General features: G+C 47.8%; 12 protein-coding genes. 4 read left to right on the forward strand and 8 right to left on the reverse strand.

Annotation, left to right across the window (positions count from 1 at the left end; translation table 11 throughout):
• Positions 1-57 precede the first annotated feature (57 nt).
• Entirely contained in the window at positions 58-252 is a 195-nt protein-coding gene (locus tag Q4Q49_RS20130) for a hypothetical protein (protein WP_312000267.1), read from the reverse strand.
• A gap of 268 nt (positions 253-520) precedes the next feature.
• Between Q4Q49_RS20130 and Q4Q49_RS20135 the strand changes: the two genes are divergently transcribed.
• Positions 521-1,264: a DUF599 domain-containing protein gene (locus tag Q4Q49_RS20135; RefSeq protein ID WP_063883826.1), complete on the forward strand. Its 744-nt coding sequence runs from the start codon at positions 521-523 to the stop codon at positions 1,262-1,264.
• A gap of 93 nt (positions 1,265-1,357) precedes the next feature.
• Positions 1,358-1,534 carry a helix-turn-helix domain-containing protein gene (locus Q4Q49_RS20140; protein WP_063883827.1) on the forward strand — a complete coding sequence of 59 codons (177 nt, stop codon included), beginning with the start codon at positions 1,358-1,360 and terminating at the stop codon, positions 1,532-1,534.
• A gap of 325 nt (positions 1,535-1,859) precedes the next feature.
• On the opposite strand, the gene cyaB is transcribed toward Q4Q49_RS20140, so the two are convergent.
• From cyaB to cydD, 3 genes are all read right to left on the reverse strand, one after another.
• A complete protein-coding gene (gene cyaB / locus Q4Q49_RS20145) occupies positions 1,860-2,447 on the reverse strand; it encodes a class IV adenylate cyclase (protein WP_312000268.1) in 588 nt (195 codons plus the stop codon).
• A gap of 93 nt (positions 2,448-2,540) precedes the next feature.
• Entirely contained in the window at positions 2,541-4,292 is a 1,752-nt protein-coding gene (cydC, locus tag Q4Q49_RS20150; RefSeq protein WP_312000269.1) for a heme ABC transporter ATP-binding protein/permease CydC, read from the reverse strand.
• On the reverse strand, positions 4,289-6,241 hold the full coding sequence (gene cydD, locus Q4Q49_RS20155; RefSeq protein ID WP_312000270.1) for a heme ABC transporter permease/ATP-binding protein CydD: 1,953 nt from the start codon (positions 6,239-6,241) through the stop codon (positions 4,289-4,291). Before cydD ends, cydC begins: the two co-directional genes overlap by 4 nt.
• Before the next feature lie 279 nt (positions 6,242-6,520).
• Here cydD and Q4Q49_RS20160 point away from each other — a divergent pair, with 279 nt between their 5' ends.
• Positions 6,521-7,039: a prepilin-type N-terminal cleavage/methylation domain-containing protein gene (locus Q4Q49_RS20160; protein ID WP_312000271.1), complete on the forward strand. Its 519-nt coding sequence runs from the start codon at positions 6,521-6,523 to the stop codon at positions 7,037-7,039.
• 107 nt (positions 7,040-7,146) lie between these two features.
• Here the strand turns inward: Q4Q49_RS20160 and Q4Q49_RS20165 are convergent, their stop codons facing one another.
• Complete coding sequence (locus Q4Q49_RS20165; RefSeq protein ID WP_311988077.1) at positions 7,147-8,193, reverse strand: DUF3626 domain-containing protein; 1,047 nt, start codon at positions 8,191-8,193, stop codon at positions 7,147-7,149.
• A gap of 583 nt (positions 8,194-8,776) precedes the next feature.
• Here Q4Q49_RS20165 and Q4Q49_RS20170 point away from each other — a divergent pair.
• Entirely contained in the window at positions 8,777-10,324 is a 1,548-nt protein-coding gene (locus Q4Q49_RS20170; RefSeq protein ID WP_312000273.1) for a DEAD/DEAH box helicase, read from the forward strand.
• Between the two features lie 222 nt (positions 10,325-10,546).
• On the opposite strand, the gene Q4Q49_RS20175 is transcribed toward Q4Q49_RS20170, so the two are convergent.
• The 3 genes from Q4Q49_RS20175 to Q4Q49_RS20185 form a co-directional block, all read right to left on the reverse strand.
• Positions 10,547-11,632: a hypothetical protein gene (locus Q4Q49_RS20175; protein ID WP_312000274.1), complete on the reverse strand. Its 1,086-nt coding sequence runs from the start codon at positions 11,630-11,632 to the stop codon at positions 10,547-10,549.
• A 283-nt stretch (positions 11,633-11,915) separates the two neighbouring features.
• The gene (gene dbpA, locus Q4Q49_RS20180; RefSeq protein WP_011847678.1) at positions 11,916-13,292 is read right to left on the reverse strand and encodes an ATP-dependent RNA helicase DbpA; all 1,377 of its coding nucleotides are present in this window, start codon (positions 13,290-13,292) and stop codon (positions 11,916-11,918) included.
• Positions 13,293-13,602: 310 nt separating this feature from the next.
• Positions 13,603-14,460, reverse strand: a complete 858-nt coding sequence (locus Q4Q49_RS20185) for a pirin family protein (RefSeq protein ID WP_312000275.1) — start codon at positions 14,458-14,460, stop codon at positions 13,603-13,605.
• Between the last annotated feature and the right edge of the window lie 430 nt (positions 14,461-14,890).

Genomic DNA, 14,890 nt, shown 5'->3' on the forward strand with positions numbered 1-14,890 from the left:
TCAGTTATTAATAACTCACTTTCGGGTTTATGAAGGGTTTAGGGGAATAGAATTTTGTCATAAAGTGGCCATTCGTGGCATGGTAACGCTAGTCATTTGAATCAGCAGATTACGCTGATGTTCAAAAGGCAAACCATGGTAATGGGCGAGACGACCGTCCGCCCCATGGACGGGGCGGTCGAGCATCCACGGACGAACTCGCTGCGTGTCGGTGAGCAAATGCCATGGCGAGCCGCTGTCGGATGATGTCATGTAGCCACAAAGCTTTACTCGCTCAGCACACTGCTCCAAGGCACTACCCCAACGCACTTTCTAACTAACTTACCTCACAAGAATTTTCCCCCAAACTGAGCCTCACTCAGCAAGAGGCTTCAAAGCCAATGTGAGCGACTTCAAATTGTGAATAGGATGGATTTCAAAGTGATACCAGGGGATTGCGCCTAGGAGATAAAAACCTTCATAATCGCCATTCAATCAACCGATTTTTTTACTTTCTCAAGGTCACTTTCTCAAGGTAGCTATGACATTTTCGTTGTTAGATATTTCTGCATTGGTGTGGTTTATCGTTTCTTGGGCTGGCTATACCGCCTTTGCCAGGCGTAAGGCGAAAGATACCGACTGTATTGCCCGTGGTCTGCATAAGCATAGAATTTACTGGATGCTTGAGGTGATGACCCGCGGCGTGCGCGTGGGTGATGCGGCGCTGCTGGCCAACTTAGAACGCAATATTGCCTTTTTTGCCTCGACAACCCTGTTTGTGCTCGCGGGTGTGCTGACCTTATTTGCACAAGTTGAGCGACTAGAAAGTGTGATTGCGACGATTCCCTTCGCAACGCCACCGAATCATGCGTTGGTGCAAGTCAAACTCGCACTGTTAGTCGGTATTTTTGTGATGGCCTTCTTCCAGTTTACTTGGTCGATGCGCCAATACGGTTTTGTGAACGTGATGATAGGCGCGGGTCCTTTAGACAGCGATGGCTCGAACGACAATCTAAAAGCCTACGCAAGGCAGATGGCGACGGTACAAGATCAAGCGGCGCACTCTTATAACTATGGCTTACGCGCCTATTACTTTTCGATGGCGGTATTGTGCTGGTTTGTGCACCCGATACTGTTTATTTCGGCGAGCTTATTTGTGGTCGCGACCTTATATCGCCGCGAATTTAAATCCCGCGCGGTTCAAGCTATTACAGCGGCAAAAGGCCATCTGCAAATAGAGAATCAAGTCCGGGAAGCGGCTCGTAACCACAAAATAGAGTCATAACCTTAGCGGTTTAGGTTGCAGGCGTCATCTGGGTTGAAATTATTGTTCTATACTCTTTGGGTTATGTTTCTATTGAAATACTGGGAGAGTGCTATGAGCGATAACTTATTAACCTTAGATGAAGTGTGCAAAATGTTAGATAAAACACCTGCAACCATCAAACGTTTCGCTCGGGAGAATTTACTCTCGAGTGTTCAAGAAGGTGACGAATTAAAATTCCCTGAAGCGGAAGTGAAACGCTATCTCGCCTTTTCACAACGCTTAGGCTAAAACCCATTAGGCAACTAACGGCAAATAAAGCGGGGTAACCGCTGCTTAAATCGTTTGATTTTGAGTTTAAGTTTGTGAAAGTGGCTTGAATTTTAAAGGTGATACTTAAGTTTAATGACAAGGCTTAAGTTTAAGCCGTCGATAACGAATGAAAACAACCTATGAACACAACATGGACAGTAAAACTCAAAGGGATTTGAACTAAGCCATTCCGGTTTGCTGCGAGGGAGTGATTAGCCGGATTTAGCGGTGCAAAGCATTAAACTGACGCCATTAAACGTTAAGCCATTAAACCTCAAGCTTTTAATCCAACAAAATTGAACCATCACTGGGCATTTAAAGCCTGTTGCAACTGTCGATAGGATAACCTCTCCCGCTGCGTTTCACTTAAGCCCAAATCGGCAGCGAGTTGCTGCAATTGAACTTCATACTTAGGCAACAAGGTTTCATCGTTAGTCATAATCGCAAGCTCGGCAAAATCCCCTAAGCCTTCGAGATGATCGATTGTTAGATGAAATTCACCGAGAAAATAGATACTGCGGCGCTTTTTAATTTCCAGTACGCACTCATAACCTAAGGTATGCAACATACTCTTTGCCTTGGTCGCTTCTGTGATATTAACGGCTTCACAGCGGTCTTTTTCCGGTCCTTTCACTATCCACAACATAATCCCCGATGGCTGCATCTCACGGATACACAAACTCTTGTGCTCGACTTTAAGTGATTGTGATGGCAGATCAAAGTAACAGTCATGCTCAAGATTATCTTCGAGCATGATCTCAGGATTTCTCATCTGCAAGGCAGCGAAAAAAGCGTGGCGATCCAATAAGCGATATTTAAGCTCGACCTCAAATTTACCATTAAAATGGGCATTGATTTGTGGGGCTAACGCTTCTGGCATCGCAGGGTTCATCGATTTATATCCGCTTTTAATGGGTAAAATATATCGCTATTCATCATATTGAACGTCAAAGGTTTGAGCGTTAAAGGCTTGAATACAGGAGGCTTAAGTGAGTCTTTGGTATAAGGCCTGATAATCTGCACTGTCTTCAATTAAGCTCTGGTGAGTGCCAGACGCAATAATCTTACCCTGACCGAGTAGATGAATGTGATCCATCTTCGCCATAGCAGTTAAACGATGGCTAATCATCAGCAAGGTTTTATCCTGAGCAAATTCAAACAGTAAACTTAAAATCTCTCGTTCGGTGCGCTTATCAAGCCCTTCGGTTGGCTCATCGAGCAATAGCAGCGGCGCATCACGCAGCAGCGCTCTTGCAACACCAATTCGGCGCTGCTCGCCACCCGAAAGCTGACGTCCACCTTCACCAATCCACATATCCAGCGGTTTATCTCCCGTGAGTAAAGCGCCAAGTCCAACCCGCTGTAACACATCAATCAAGCGCGCGTCGTGGGCCGTGCGTTTCTCGTCTTCGATAACAGGTAGCGCTAATACTAAATTTTCCCGCAAAGTGCCCGCAAACAGATAGATGCGTTGGCTAATCACAGTTATCGCATCCCTAAGGCCGCGCTCGCTGTAATCTGAAAGTGCATGACCATCGAGCTTGATGTGCCCTTGCTGCGCTTGCCATTCGCGGGTAATCAGCGCCAGTAAACTCGACTTACCGCAACCCGTTGGCCCAAGTAACGCGACTTTTTGCCCCGCTTTTATCTCAAGGGACAAACCTTGCAGCACGTATTGATCGTCTCGATAACCAAAGTGGATATCTTCAATCTGCAATGCGCCAGATTTTGCCCTCAGGCCAGTATCGGCAACAAATTGAATATCGGCCTCTTGTTCAGTGATTTCATTAATCCGTGTCGCCGCCAATACGCAGCCAGACAAATGCTGAAACGCGCCCGCAATCGGCATCATCATCTCAACGCAGGCCATAGTGGCAAACACCATAAGCGCAAACATGGGGCCCGGCGGCACCGCATCACCCACACCTTGAGCGGCTAAATACAGCATCATGATCAAGGCTGAGCCAGTGGAGAGGATCAACATGGCTTGGCTGAGCGCTGTGATATTGGCCATCGCACTTTGACTGCGAAACAGCTCTGTCTGCGCATCATTCAGTTTTTGCCTGAATCTGTCGTTGGCGCCAAATAGGCTGAGTTCGGCTTGGCCTTGCAACATATCCAATAATTGCACCCGATAATGGCGCTTGGTTTCGAGCATAGTTCGGCTCGGCACGTGTCCAAGGCGATAAAATAGCAGTGGCATCACCAGCCAAACGGCGACTAAGAATAGGCAAAGACTGAGGGCAAGTTTGGCATCGAACCAAGCGAGAAATAGATACAAGAACCCAGTCATCAGCAGTGATGCCGCCATAGGCGTAAGCAGTCGCAGATATAGATGATCTAGGGTATCGATATCGGCAACTAAGCGATTAAGCATGTCACCACGGCGTAGCCCCTGCAGATTTTTAGCACTGAGCGGCAAGAGTTTACGCCACGCCCAAACACGAAGCTCAGTCAGCAACTTAAAGGTCGCCTCATGGGTCGCTAAACGCTCGCCATAACGACTGGCAGTACGGGCAATGGATAAGAAACGCACACCGCCAGCAGGAGTGAAAAAGTTAAAGGACTGGGCCGTAACTATCGTCAAACCCGCGACCGCAGTAGCAGAAAGAAACCAGCCCGACAGTGACAGTAAACCTATGCCAGCCATTAAGGTAATAATGGTCAGCAGCAAGCCCACGGACATCATCAGCCATTGGCGTGAGAATAATCGAATAAAAGGGATTAGCACTTTCATTGGGCCTCTCCTTTAGTGGGCTCAGCGGCACTGTCGAGTAGAGCGTCACTATCAATCTGCGTCTCACTTGCGCTTGCCGATAACGGTACAAGTTCAATATCCGCCACGGACTCAACATTTTCACGCAGTAAGGTTTGGAATAAGCCGTGCGTGTTAGACAAAGTGGTAAAGTCGCCCCACTGCACTATCAAGCCTTTATCGAGCACAAGAATAGTATCCATTTGATCTAACTGATCTAATCTGTGGGTCACCATAATGCACATCTTACCCGCCATGGCGCGATTCAGCGCAGAACTCACCGCCTGCTCACTCTGGCTATCTAAACTGGCTGTAGGTTCATCAAGGACAAACAAACTCGCCTGCTGCCCAAGCGCCCTTGCTAAGGCAATACGCTGGGCTTGGCCGACGGATAAACCGGAAGATTGCTCACCGACCGGCGCATCTAATCCCAGTGGCTGCGCCTTAACGAAGTCGCTAATATTGGCCTCTGCCAGCAAGTGCCACAGCCTATCGTCAGGCAAAGTTGGGTCGGCTAAAGCTACGTTATCCCGCACAGTACCGTAGAATAACTGCGGTTCTTGGCCCAGCCAAGCTAAATGCTGTCGCCAATGGGCTAAATCTAATGCGGATAACTCATGGCCATTGATCAGCAAATGGCCCTTATAGGGTAAAAATCCCAATAAGGCATTGAGTAAACTGGTTTTCCCCGCGCCGCTTGGGCCAACTAAGGCTAAACGTTGATTGTCTTTTAATTCAAAACTCAGCGGGCCGAGTAAACGCGTGCCATCAACACTAAACACTTCAAGATTGTCGGCACTCAGGGTTTCTATGCTATTGATGCGCACGTGGCCGACAAACTCAGGTTCGGGATGTTCGAGCAAGGTAATCAAGGCTTCCGCCGCACCGACGGCCTGCGCCTTAGCGTGGTAATGAGTGCCCATATCCCGCAGCGGTTGATAAAACTCAGGGGCTAAAATCAGAATAAACAGCCCAGTAAACAGGCTAAATGGAATACCGACTATTTGAGGATCTGTACTCGAGCTGATATTGGCATGGGCGCCATAGTAGCCAAAATCTAAGTGACCTAAGTAACTGAAACCAAAATAAACCGCCAGCACAGCAATCGAAACCGCCGCAAAAAACTCTAATACCGCCGAGCTTAAAAAAGCCATCCGCAGTACCGACATAGTGCGACTACGGAACTCTTCCGAAGCAGTGGCGATTACCTTTAGCTCAGCATCACCACGGTGGAAGAGTTTCAACGTGCTTAAGCCTTTTAATCTATCCATAAAGTGACCGCTTAATCTTGCAAGCGCACTGAAATTCTTGCGATTGGCATCGGCAGCGCCCATGCCAACTAAGATCATAAACATAGGGATTAACGGCGCTGTGAGTAACAGAATTAATCCTGCCGCCCAGTTAATAGGGAAAACCGCCGCTAAAATGAGGATGGGAATAAAACCAGCAAGGCTGATTTGCGGAAGATATCTGGCATAAAAGTCTTGTAAATCTTCGACTTGCTCTAACACTATGCTGGCCCAACTGCCTGCGGGTTTACCTTTAATAAACGCCGGACCTAGCTTAGTCAACTTGTCCATTACTGCCGCGCGGATATGACCACGTAGACGCTTACCCGCCTCAAAACTGGCGCGTTCACGACCATAAGCAAGTAAGGCGCGCAGTAACATCAAGGCGATTAACGCAATCAAATGAGGAGTATAAGTATCAATACTCACGCTGGAACTGACCATCTGGGCATTGTCAGTTAGCGGTACGACTTGCTGCCCCATGATCACGCCATCGAGAATCGTCGCGATAATATAAGCCTGCGCCACCATAGCGACGGCGCTTATCATCCCAAGCCATAACGACAATTTAAGGAACAGGCCACAGGCTTTTTTCTGGGCTTTAAGCCAAACAAGCAGGGATTTTTCTAACGACTTATCCATGGTGCTCCAACAAGAAAACAATTAAGCGACTCGTAGCGAGGATCGGCTATCGATAACGACTCAGTTTACGGGGCTTGCAACGGCTAAAAAGTTCCGATAGGGGCGCAGTATCGCAGGCATCTAAAGCAGATGAAACCCTATCACAGACTTTTGCTAGCGGACTCACAAAAACGAGCTAAAGATAAACAAATCCCTGAGTTAACGGAACTTTCCCTAGCACTAGCCTGTTTGGGAAAACTTAGGTAGCATGAACCTCTTTGTATTAATTATCTTCTACCTATGCCAAATAAACATGCCGGTTTTACCCTGATTGAACTCGTTGTGGTCATAATTATTCTAGGTGTATTGGCCGTAGTTGCTGCGCCTAAATTCATTAATATACAATCAGATGCCTATAAGAGTCAGCTATCTGGTGCACTGGCTTCGATGAAATCCGCCGTCACCTTGTTTAAAGCTAAGTCGGAAATTGCTAACAGCGGCACCACCAATCGAGTCGTTTACGATGGGATCCGTGGCGAAAACTACCAACCTTGGGCAGCCAGTGCCAGCGGTACAGCCCCAAGCGCCACTTATACTACGCCGCCAGAGATCTTTAAGGCTGCTGGGCTCAATGTCGATGAATGGTCCTATCGAATCCATACTACTGGCGGTACCTACCAAGTCATTGCCACACCGAAGCAAAAACTGAATCTTGACACGCCGACTCAAGCGCAAGTCGAAGCGACAAATTGCTATATCGACTACAAGTGGGAGACGACGGGAATCCCCACCTATAACAAGGTCGACACAGGTTGCTAGAACGACCTTAAAGCTGAAATATAATAGAAAAACAGCGAGCTAAGGTTATCTCGCTGTTTTTGTTAGCGCCACATTTTACAATCAAACGTTTTTTAAAAGCGTAACCCTTACTGCACTGAGCCGTATTTCACTAACACATGCCAGAGCAACTTAAGTTCATGGGCGACTTGGGCACGGTTACCGCGTTCGCGCCAATGCTGGGGTGAATGATATAAATCCCGCGCGGCCACACCTATCGCATACGCATCGACTCTGTCTTCTATGGCGATACGATTAGCGAGCGATGGCATAGTCGGCCCGCGAAAATCGCTTGGGATCTGCGCCGTATGTAGGCTAAAACCATCATGATATTGCAGCTCGATATCATATCTGTCGCAAATCTTGCTTAAGCTGGCGCCAATATCAGTGCCTTTAAAACTTGGATCGGCCACCAGCATGGCGATATCTTCATCGAGGGAAACATCGCCATGGATCTGCGCCTCGATATAATGGTCAAGATTATTCGATAACGGCCGCTCAAAACGTGACAGCAAGGAAGCATTGAGCTGATGCCCCAAATAATGAATCACATTCAGTGGCTTAAAGTCGGATTTGCCTAAGGCATAGTGACGCTCAAAACTCTCGGTCAGCAGCGCCGCTAACACATCATCAAAGCATGATAGCGTGCCCTTCTCTTTCGGATTGCGGTACGAGTCGAGATAACAAAAGGTTGAACGTGCCATCACACTGGCGTGGGTCAGCAAATAGCAGCTACCAAAACGCGGCGCGGGACCGTCCTGCCACATGCCCAGATCGAGTGCGCCATATTTAGGCCGAGATTTAGTGCCCTTGTATACATCACCAAACAGCTGATTTTCCCAGTGATCCCTTGGGCCACCTAATTCAGGGGATAACTGACCGTTGGAAATATGCGTCTCAAACTGACTGCGGTATTGACCATCGCGCAGCAAACCTTCGGCCACTGTCATACCACGGCTGTCGATTCTATCGGGGTGAAAATGCAGCGCAATTCGGCCGCAGTTGAGCAATTGTTTGAGGGCGAGTTGCATCTCATGCATGGGAATGTTCGACATCTGCTGCACATTTTTAATCACAGCGACGGCCTGTTCACTGCGACCTCGAGCAAGGCGTTCAATATGCTGTATCGCTGTCATAATCCACCTATAGATGAGAGGCGTTTAACCGTTTCCCGCGTTAGCTCATCCTAAAATAAACACGAGAGTCATCGCAAGCATGCAGAGAATAGATATTGATGAATTCTACTCCTATCGCCTTGAGTTTATACCACTCAAATTTATCTAGCGTGATCTACCGCTAACTCACTCTAACTTTTAGATAAAAAGTGCCGACAAGTTAACTTTAAACCGGCTTGTTTCGCTGATTGAATCAGCCTGATAGCCATACTGTACATTTGGAGAATCCATTAGGCTCAACCGCACCCAAAAATAACAGTAAAAGTCCAACTCCAAAGCCTCTGCCAGTACAATACTGCACTTAACCGAATGCAGATTCGCCCTCAATAAGCTCAAACTCGACTGAGGAAACTTGCGCCTAAAAGATAAGCGAGACCGAGTGAAAGCCGCTGACAAGCGATTTATGTGCCAATATGAATGAAACCCGATGTAAAAGTCTTTATTAGATGGCACTTAAAGCCCTGATCCTGTAAGCTGCACGCCCGCCAGCAGACCTGGCTATTGACCATAAATGCAGCAAAGCGTTGCCACAAGAGACCAATCTATGAGTTTTACCTCCCTGGGCTTATCGGCCCCGATACTTAAAGCCGTTGCCGAACAAGGCTACGACACACCTTCGCCAATCCAAGCTCAAGCAATTCCCGCTGTGCTTCAAGGCAAAGATGTGATGGCGGCCGCCCAAACAGGAACAGGTAAAACAGCAGGTTTCACCCTACCTATGCTCGAACTCCTGAGTAAAGGTAACCGTGTCCAAGCAGGCCAAGTGCGCGCATTAGTGTTAACTCCGACACGCGAATTGGCGGCTCAGGTTGCAGAAAGTGTTGAAACCTATGGTAAGAATTTACCACTGCGCTCAGCGGTGATATTTGGTGGCGTGCCTATCAATCCACAAATCGCGAAATTGCGCCACGGTGTCGACGTATTAGTCGCCACACCAGGTCGATTGATGGATTTGTACAATCAAAAAGCGGTGAAATTCAGCCAGCTTGAAATCTTAGTATTAGATGAAGCCGATCGCATGCTCGACATGGGCTTTATCCGCGATATCCGTAAGATCCTGGCCATTTTACCTAAGCAACGCCAAAACCTGATGTTCTCAGCCACCTTCTCCGATGAAATTCGTGAGCTGGCAAAAGGCTTAGTGAATAATCCGGTCGAAATTTCGGTCACGCCACGTAACGCGGCGGCGACCACAGTAAAACAATGGGTTTGCCCAGTCGATAAGAGCCAGAAATCGGCACTGTTGATCCAACTCATCAAGCAAAACGATTGGCAACAAGTGCTGGTATTCTCGCGCACTAAACATGGTGCTAACCGTCTGGCGAAAAGCCTTGAAGATGCGGGCATTAAAGCCGCCGCTATCCACGGTAACAAGAGCCAAACAGCACGAACTAAAGCCTTGGCCGACTTTAAAAATGGCCAAGCTCGCGTACTGGTTGCAACAGATATCGCTGCCCGTGGTTTGGACATTGACCAATTGCCACAAGTGGTTAACTTCGACTTACCGAACGTGCCTGAAGATTATGTGCATCGTATCGGCCGTACTGGCCGCGCTGGCGCATCGGGTCAAGCCGTGTCACTGGTGAGCAACGAAGAAATCAAACTGCTGAACGATATCGAGCGTTTGATCAATCGCGTATTAGACCGAGAAATGGTTGAAGGCTTTAACCATGTATTGCCTGAGTCACGTTTAGGTGGAGGCGGAAAAAGCAGCGGTAAATCAGTACCCAGCCGTAGAAACACTCGCAGCTCAAACCAACCTAGCTCACGCGATGGTGCCCCAAGAAGCGCAGAGCATAAAGACGGTCAACGCAGCGGTGACGTCGCGCGCGGCCACAAGCCAAACGACAAGAATCCAAGACACAGCGGTGAAGCCAATAGCGCACCTCGTGCTGACTCAGCCAAACCACGTCCAGCACGTTCAAACGATGGCCGTGCCAATAGCGCAGGCGCTAGTCGTCCAAGTGAAAGCCGTTCAGGCGCTGGCGAAAATCGTGGCCAAGCGGGTGAGAACCCTTACGCCAATGGCCCAAAGAAAAATACTCGTCGCCCAAATAACGGCGCGAGTCGTCCAAGAAATTCACAGGATTAATGCACCCACTGAGCGAACTCGCTTGGCGATTTAGCCGCATTAAGCCCTAAAAAGAAACGCCCAACTCCGTATGGAATTGGGCGTTTTTGTTTGTCTTTGTTTATATAGTCAACAAGCTGCACAATACGTTTAGCTCATTATCCACACTTTGACCAATAATCGGCTTGAACAATCACAGCCTTAAACAACAGCCTAAACAATAGCTTAAAACAGCAACCTAGGTTAATTCGCCTTAATATCGGGCAACTGCTGCAGGACTTCATCCGTAAAATAGGGTTCATCTTCAACCCAAAAAATGTAGTCTAGCCCTAGGTAGTTTTGTGCAAAATCCAGCAGATCAGGCACAGTATTCTTTTTACCTGTCTTGGGATTAATCTGCCGCAAATTACCGTCTTGCACCGCCATACCTTTCACCAATGCCGCTGGATATTCTTTAATAAAGGCGTAACTCTGTCCCATATGGCCTTTACGATATGGCATTAAATCTGGGCCACCTACGCCCATATTGAGCGCTTTGGCTTGCGCAAATAAGCCTCGCATATAGCCTTTGTCATTCCATGGCAGCCATTCGTCTGGCAAAAAGTTCAAATACACCATAGCGGTTGAATGCTGAAATGACTCAGCTAATACCTGCATATTCTCGCCAATCGCATCGATATAGGCTTTAGGATTAAAATCACTGGGGAAGGTGGTTGTTCCATCGGCGTTTTCAGTCCCCACATCAATTGAGCTTTCACTAAAGTTAATGCCCACAATTTTCCCATCAAACTCTTGACCTAGCTGTCGCACCAATTGCTGATAACGCGCACGTACTGCAGGCTCCCACATTTTGGCAGACCAGCCATACTCATCATCCGTCACCGGTTTATTGGGATCACGCTCTGGTGCACTCAACATGCTTTGCTTCAACACACCGCCTTGATAAATCGGATCATCGAGCAAATAACGCGGCACATTGATTCTGGGCGTAAAGGATTTCTCTTGCAGCTGGATCCACAATTTTTTGCCTATCGAATCGAGATACGCAATATCGGCCTTAATCGCGCTGAAATCATATTCGCCCTGCTTAGGCTCTAAACTGCGCCAAGTATAAACAATCTGCGCACCGCCAAAACGGGGATCACGCAGCGCCTTGTCGGCACGAATGTTTTCTCCGTTTTCCTCACGATGATTAATATAAATGAAGTGCTGTAACGGTTGCGACGCTGGTTGTGACTCTAATTGCCGCTCTGGTTGCAACTCTGGTTGAATTGATGCAGCGCTCGCTGCGCTCAAAAAGATGCTTAGTAAAATCGTCCTTCGAAACATAAATACTCCAAACCGATGTACGCCTTATCACCTGACAAAGCCGTTAATCTGCTCATTTATTTTTTACTCAGAATCACTTCTACCACAGGCAAGCTGAGGGGCATATTAATTAAGCAGGCGAATACAAAGTGTTACTTAACTGCCCACCTTAATTAGCATTTAAAAAACAAAAAGACTCAGTCATTGCATTAATCACACCCAACAAAAAAGGGAATAAACCTGAGTTTATTCCCTTTAAAGGTGAAGTGAATTAAATCGAGGTACGATTCAACTCAAGCTAAGCTTACTTCATTGGCCAAGCGCGGTAAGATTTTCCTTTAATGCGGCCGCCAGTAATTTTGTTCAGCGCTTTCTTGGCAACCTTACGATTAACGGCCACATAGGCGCGGTAATCGGTCACTTGGATTTTACCCACCTGCGAGCCTTCGATACCGTTTTCGCCTGTCAGCGCGCCTAAGATATCCCCTGGACGCAGTTTTTCTTTCTTACCGCCATCGATCTGCAAAGTGATCATGGTTGGCGCTGCAGGCGTGTTGCCGAGCAGGCTTTCTGATGGCAGTGATTCGCTGGTAATTTCGCGCTCTAAATATTCTTCTAACAAGGCAATCTTGTAACCGTCTTGGTCGTTATAGAAGGTATAAGCGGCGCCTTTACTGCCCGCACGGCCAGTACGACCGATACGGTGAATGTGCACTTCAGTGTCGTAGGCGACGTGATAGTTAAACACGGCATCCAGCGCATCGATATCTAAACCACGGGCGGCAACGTCAGTCGCCACTAATACACAGGCACTCTTATTAGCAAATTGCAGCAGGGTTTCGTCCCTGTCTCTTTGCTCTAAATCGCCGTGCAAAGCCAATACGCTAAAGCCTAAACCTTCGAGCTCATCGGCCACTTTTTGGGTTTCGCGTTTAGTATTACAGAACACCACTGCGCTTTCAGGCTTATGTTCTAACAACAATAATTGCAGCGCTTGCATACGCGCCTTGTCATCGTCTAAATGATAAAAATGTTGGGCTATGCTCAAGCTGTCGTGATTACCTTCAACTTTAACCATGCTTGGGTCATACATGATTTGCTTAGCAATCGATTGAATTTGCTCAGGGAACGTCGCGCTGAATAGCAGCGTCTGACGCTCACGTGGGGCTTGTTCGATAATCGCATCGAGGGCGGGTTGGAAACCCATTTCTAACATGCGATCAGCTTCATCGAGCACTAACATGTTGAGATTGCTTAAATCTAAGCGATTGCGATCTAAGTGATCGACGATACGACCCGGCGTACCCACAATAATGTGCGCACCGTGTTCCAGCGAGCCAACTTGTGGCCCCATAGGCACACCGCCGCAAAGTGTCAGTACTTTAACGTTATGAATACCACGGGCAAGGGTACGGATTTCCTGCGCCACTTGGTCGGCCAACTCGCGGGTTGGGCATAACACTAAGGTTTGAATGCGAAAGCGTTTAACGTCTAACTTGTTCAGTAACCCTAAGCCGAAGGCGGCCGTTTTACCCGAGCCAGTTTTACCCTGACCTATCACATCCTGCCCCGCTAAAATGGGTGGCAAACTTTGCGCCTGAATTGGCGTCATCTCGTTGTAGCCCATAGAAGAAAGGTTCTCAAGCAGTTCGGGTTTTAGCTTAAGAGTCGAAAAAGCCATTGATGGATTAGGCTTAGTATCAGAGTTGCTCAAGGTGAATATCCTGTGGTGGGTAACGAAGCGGCTGCTAGGTTACTGAAATTGCGTTACTTATCGATTTAACTGGTCTATCAAGATTCAGGCTAGCTTGAGTTAAGAATAAAGCGCTAGGCTCGCTTAACCCAAAAGCACGGCTATTGTAGCAACAAAGCGCGACTTTTGCCTCAAGTCCTTAAGCAATAGACATAGCAGGCCTGAACAGCAACAAAAAAGCCCTGTAGGAATACAGGGCTTGGGTTTAGAATTAGCTCAGCGCGGCAGATTTAACGAATTACGCAATTTGGCCGAAACGCCCTTCTTGATAATCGCGAATCGCCTGCTGAATTTCCGCTTGGGTGTTCATTACAAATGGACCCATCTGGACGATTTTTTCACGGATAGGTTTACCCGCAAACAGTAACATCCCAGCACCGCGCTCATCGGCTTTAAGCTTAAGCACACTTTGGCTATCTAGCACTAAAAACTCACCCTGATGATATGACCACTGTGAATCTTCACCCTTGCTTAAGTCACCTTGGTACAAGTACAAAGCGACAAACTCATGTTGAGACAAATCAAGCGTTGCCTCAGCATTTAGCGCTAAGCTCAAATCAGCAATGGCAGCCTCGCCCGCTAATCCTTGGATAGCCGCACTAATCAGTGATTGATCTTTAAAGCCCCAATCACCCGCCAAGGCTTTTAAGCTAGCGCCAGTGTTATTGGTCGCTTCAACGCTAGCGCTACCCGCAGTATCTTGATACTTAGCTGGACGCAGCTTGTCTTTGGCGGGCATGTTGACCCAAATTTGGAATCCATGCAGACCATCGACAGCATCGGCAAGTGGCATTTCAGAGTGCACTACCCCGAACCCGGTACTCATCCACTGCACATCGCCGGCACGAATCGCCTTCACATTGCCCATTTGGTCACGGTGCTCAAAACCGCCCTTACGAATATAAGTAAAGGTCTCCATTCCGCGATGGGGATGTGCGGGGAAGCCACCGATAAAGTCTTGTTCATCATCGGATTTTATTTCGTCGATCATCAAGAAAGGATCAAATTTAGTCGTCACAAAATCGGCGACACGGCGAATATTGACCCCATCGCCATCCATCGCGGCTTTGGCGGAAAACTGACTTAATACTTTCATTGCTGCTCTCCTATCGGTTGAGCAAAGCGGTGCATGAAAAGCCAAGATCATACGGCTAAGACAAGACGCAAACGCTTTGCTGATGGAGGCAGAATAACAAGGAAGTTTACAAAAGAATAACGCGAAATCACGGCCTAAACATTCGATAAAATAGAACGGTAGGCAGTTGATATCCACTCACACAGGTTTGCCATGGCATTTACTCGTCGACTCACAGACAGTCCGTCCATGGGGCGGACGGTCGTCTCGCTAATCACCCTAGCTCACCGTTTTGGCTTTAGCGTAACCTGTAGATTTAAAAGACATACGCAACACACTTTTGGTCATCTCCGAGTTAGATTTTTAGCTCGAGTTAGTGAGTTTCGGATTAAAATTTCTATGGGTAACGCTCGCCATCAGCCGAGCGAGGTACGAGCGTCGGTTGCATGGC

Source organism: Shewanella sp. SP1S1-7 (assembly GCF_031932105.1).
GTDB lineage: Bacteria > Pseudomonadota > Gammaproteobacteria > Enterobacterales > Shewanellaceae > Shewanella > Shewanella baltica.

Coding starts and splice junctions, on each gene's coding strand:
- Q4Q49_RS20130 (WP_312000267.1), bottom strand. CDS start 252: ATGACATCATCCGACAGCGGCTCGCCATGGCATTTGCTCACCGACACG.
- Q4Q49_RS20135 (WP_063883826.1), top strand. CDS start 521: ATGACATTTTCGTTGTTAGATATTTCTGCATTGGTGTGGTTTATCGTT.
- Q4Q49_RS20140 (WP_063883827.1), top strand. CDS start 1,358: ATGAGCGATAACTTATTAACCTTAGATGAAGTGTGCAAAATGTTAGAT.
- cyaB (WP_312000268.1), bottom strand. CDS start 2,447: ATGAACCCTGCGATGCCAGAAGCGTTAGCCCCACAAATCAATGCCCAT.
- cydC (WP_312000269.1), bottom strand. CDS start 4,292: ATGAAAGTGCTAATCCCTTTTATTCGATTATTCTCACGCCAATGGCTG.
- cydD (WP_312000270.1), bottom strand. CDS start 6,241: ATGGATAAGTCGTTAGAAAAATCCCTGCTTGTTTGGCTTAAAGCCCAG.
- Q4Q49_RS20160 (WP_312000271.1), top strand. CDS start 6,521: ATGCCAAATAAACATGCCGGTTTTACCCTGATTGAACTCGTTGTGGTC.
- Q4Q49_RS20165 (WP_311988077.1), bottom strand. CDS start 8,193: ATGACAGCGATACAGCATATTGAACGCCTTGCTCGAGGTCGCAGTGAA.
- Q4Q49_RS20170 (WP_312000273.1), top strand. CDS start 8,777: ATGAGTTTTACCTCCCTGGGCTTATCGGCCCCGATACTTAAAGCCGTT.
- Q4Q49_RS20175 (WP_312000274.1), bottom strand. CDS start 11,632: ATGTTTCGAAGGACGATTTTACTAAGCATCTTTTTGAGCGCAGCGAGC.
- dbpA (WP_011847678.1), bottom strand. CDS start 13,292: ATGGCTTTTTCGACTCTTAAGCTAAAACCCGAACTGCTTGAGAACCTT.
- Q4Q49_RS20185 (WP_312000275.1), bottom strand. CDS start 14,460: ATGAAAGTATTAAGTCAGTTTTCCGCCAAAGCCGCGATGGATGGCGAT.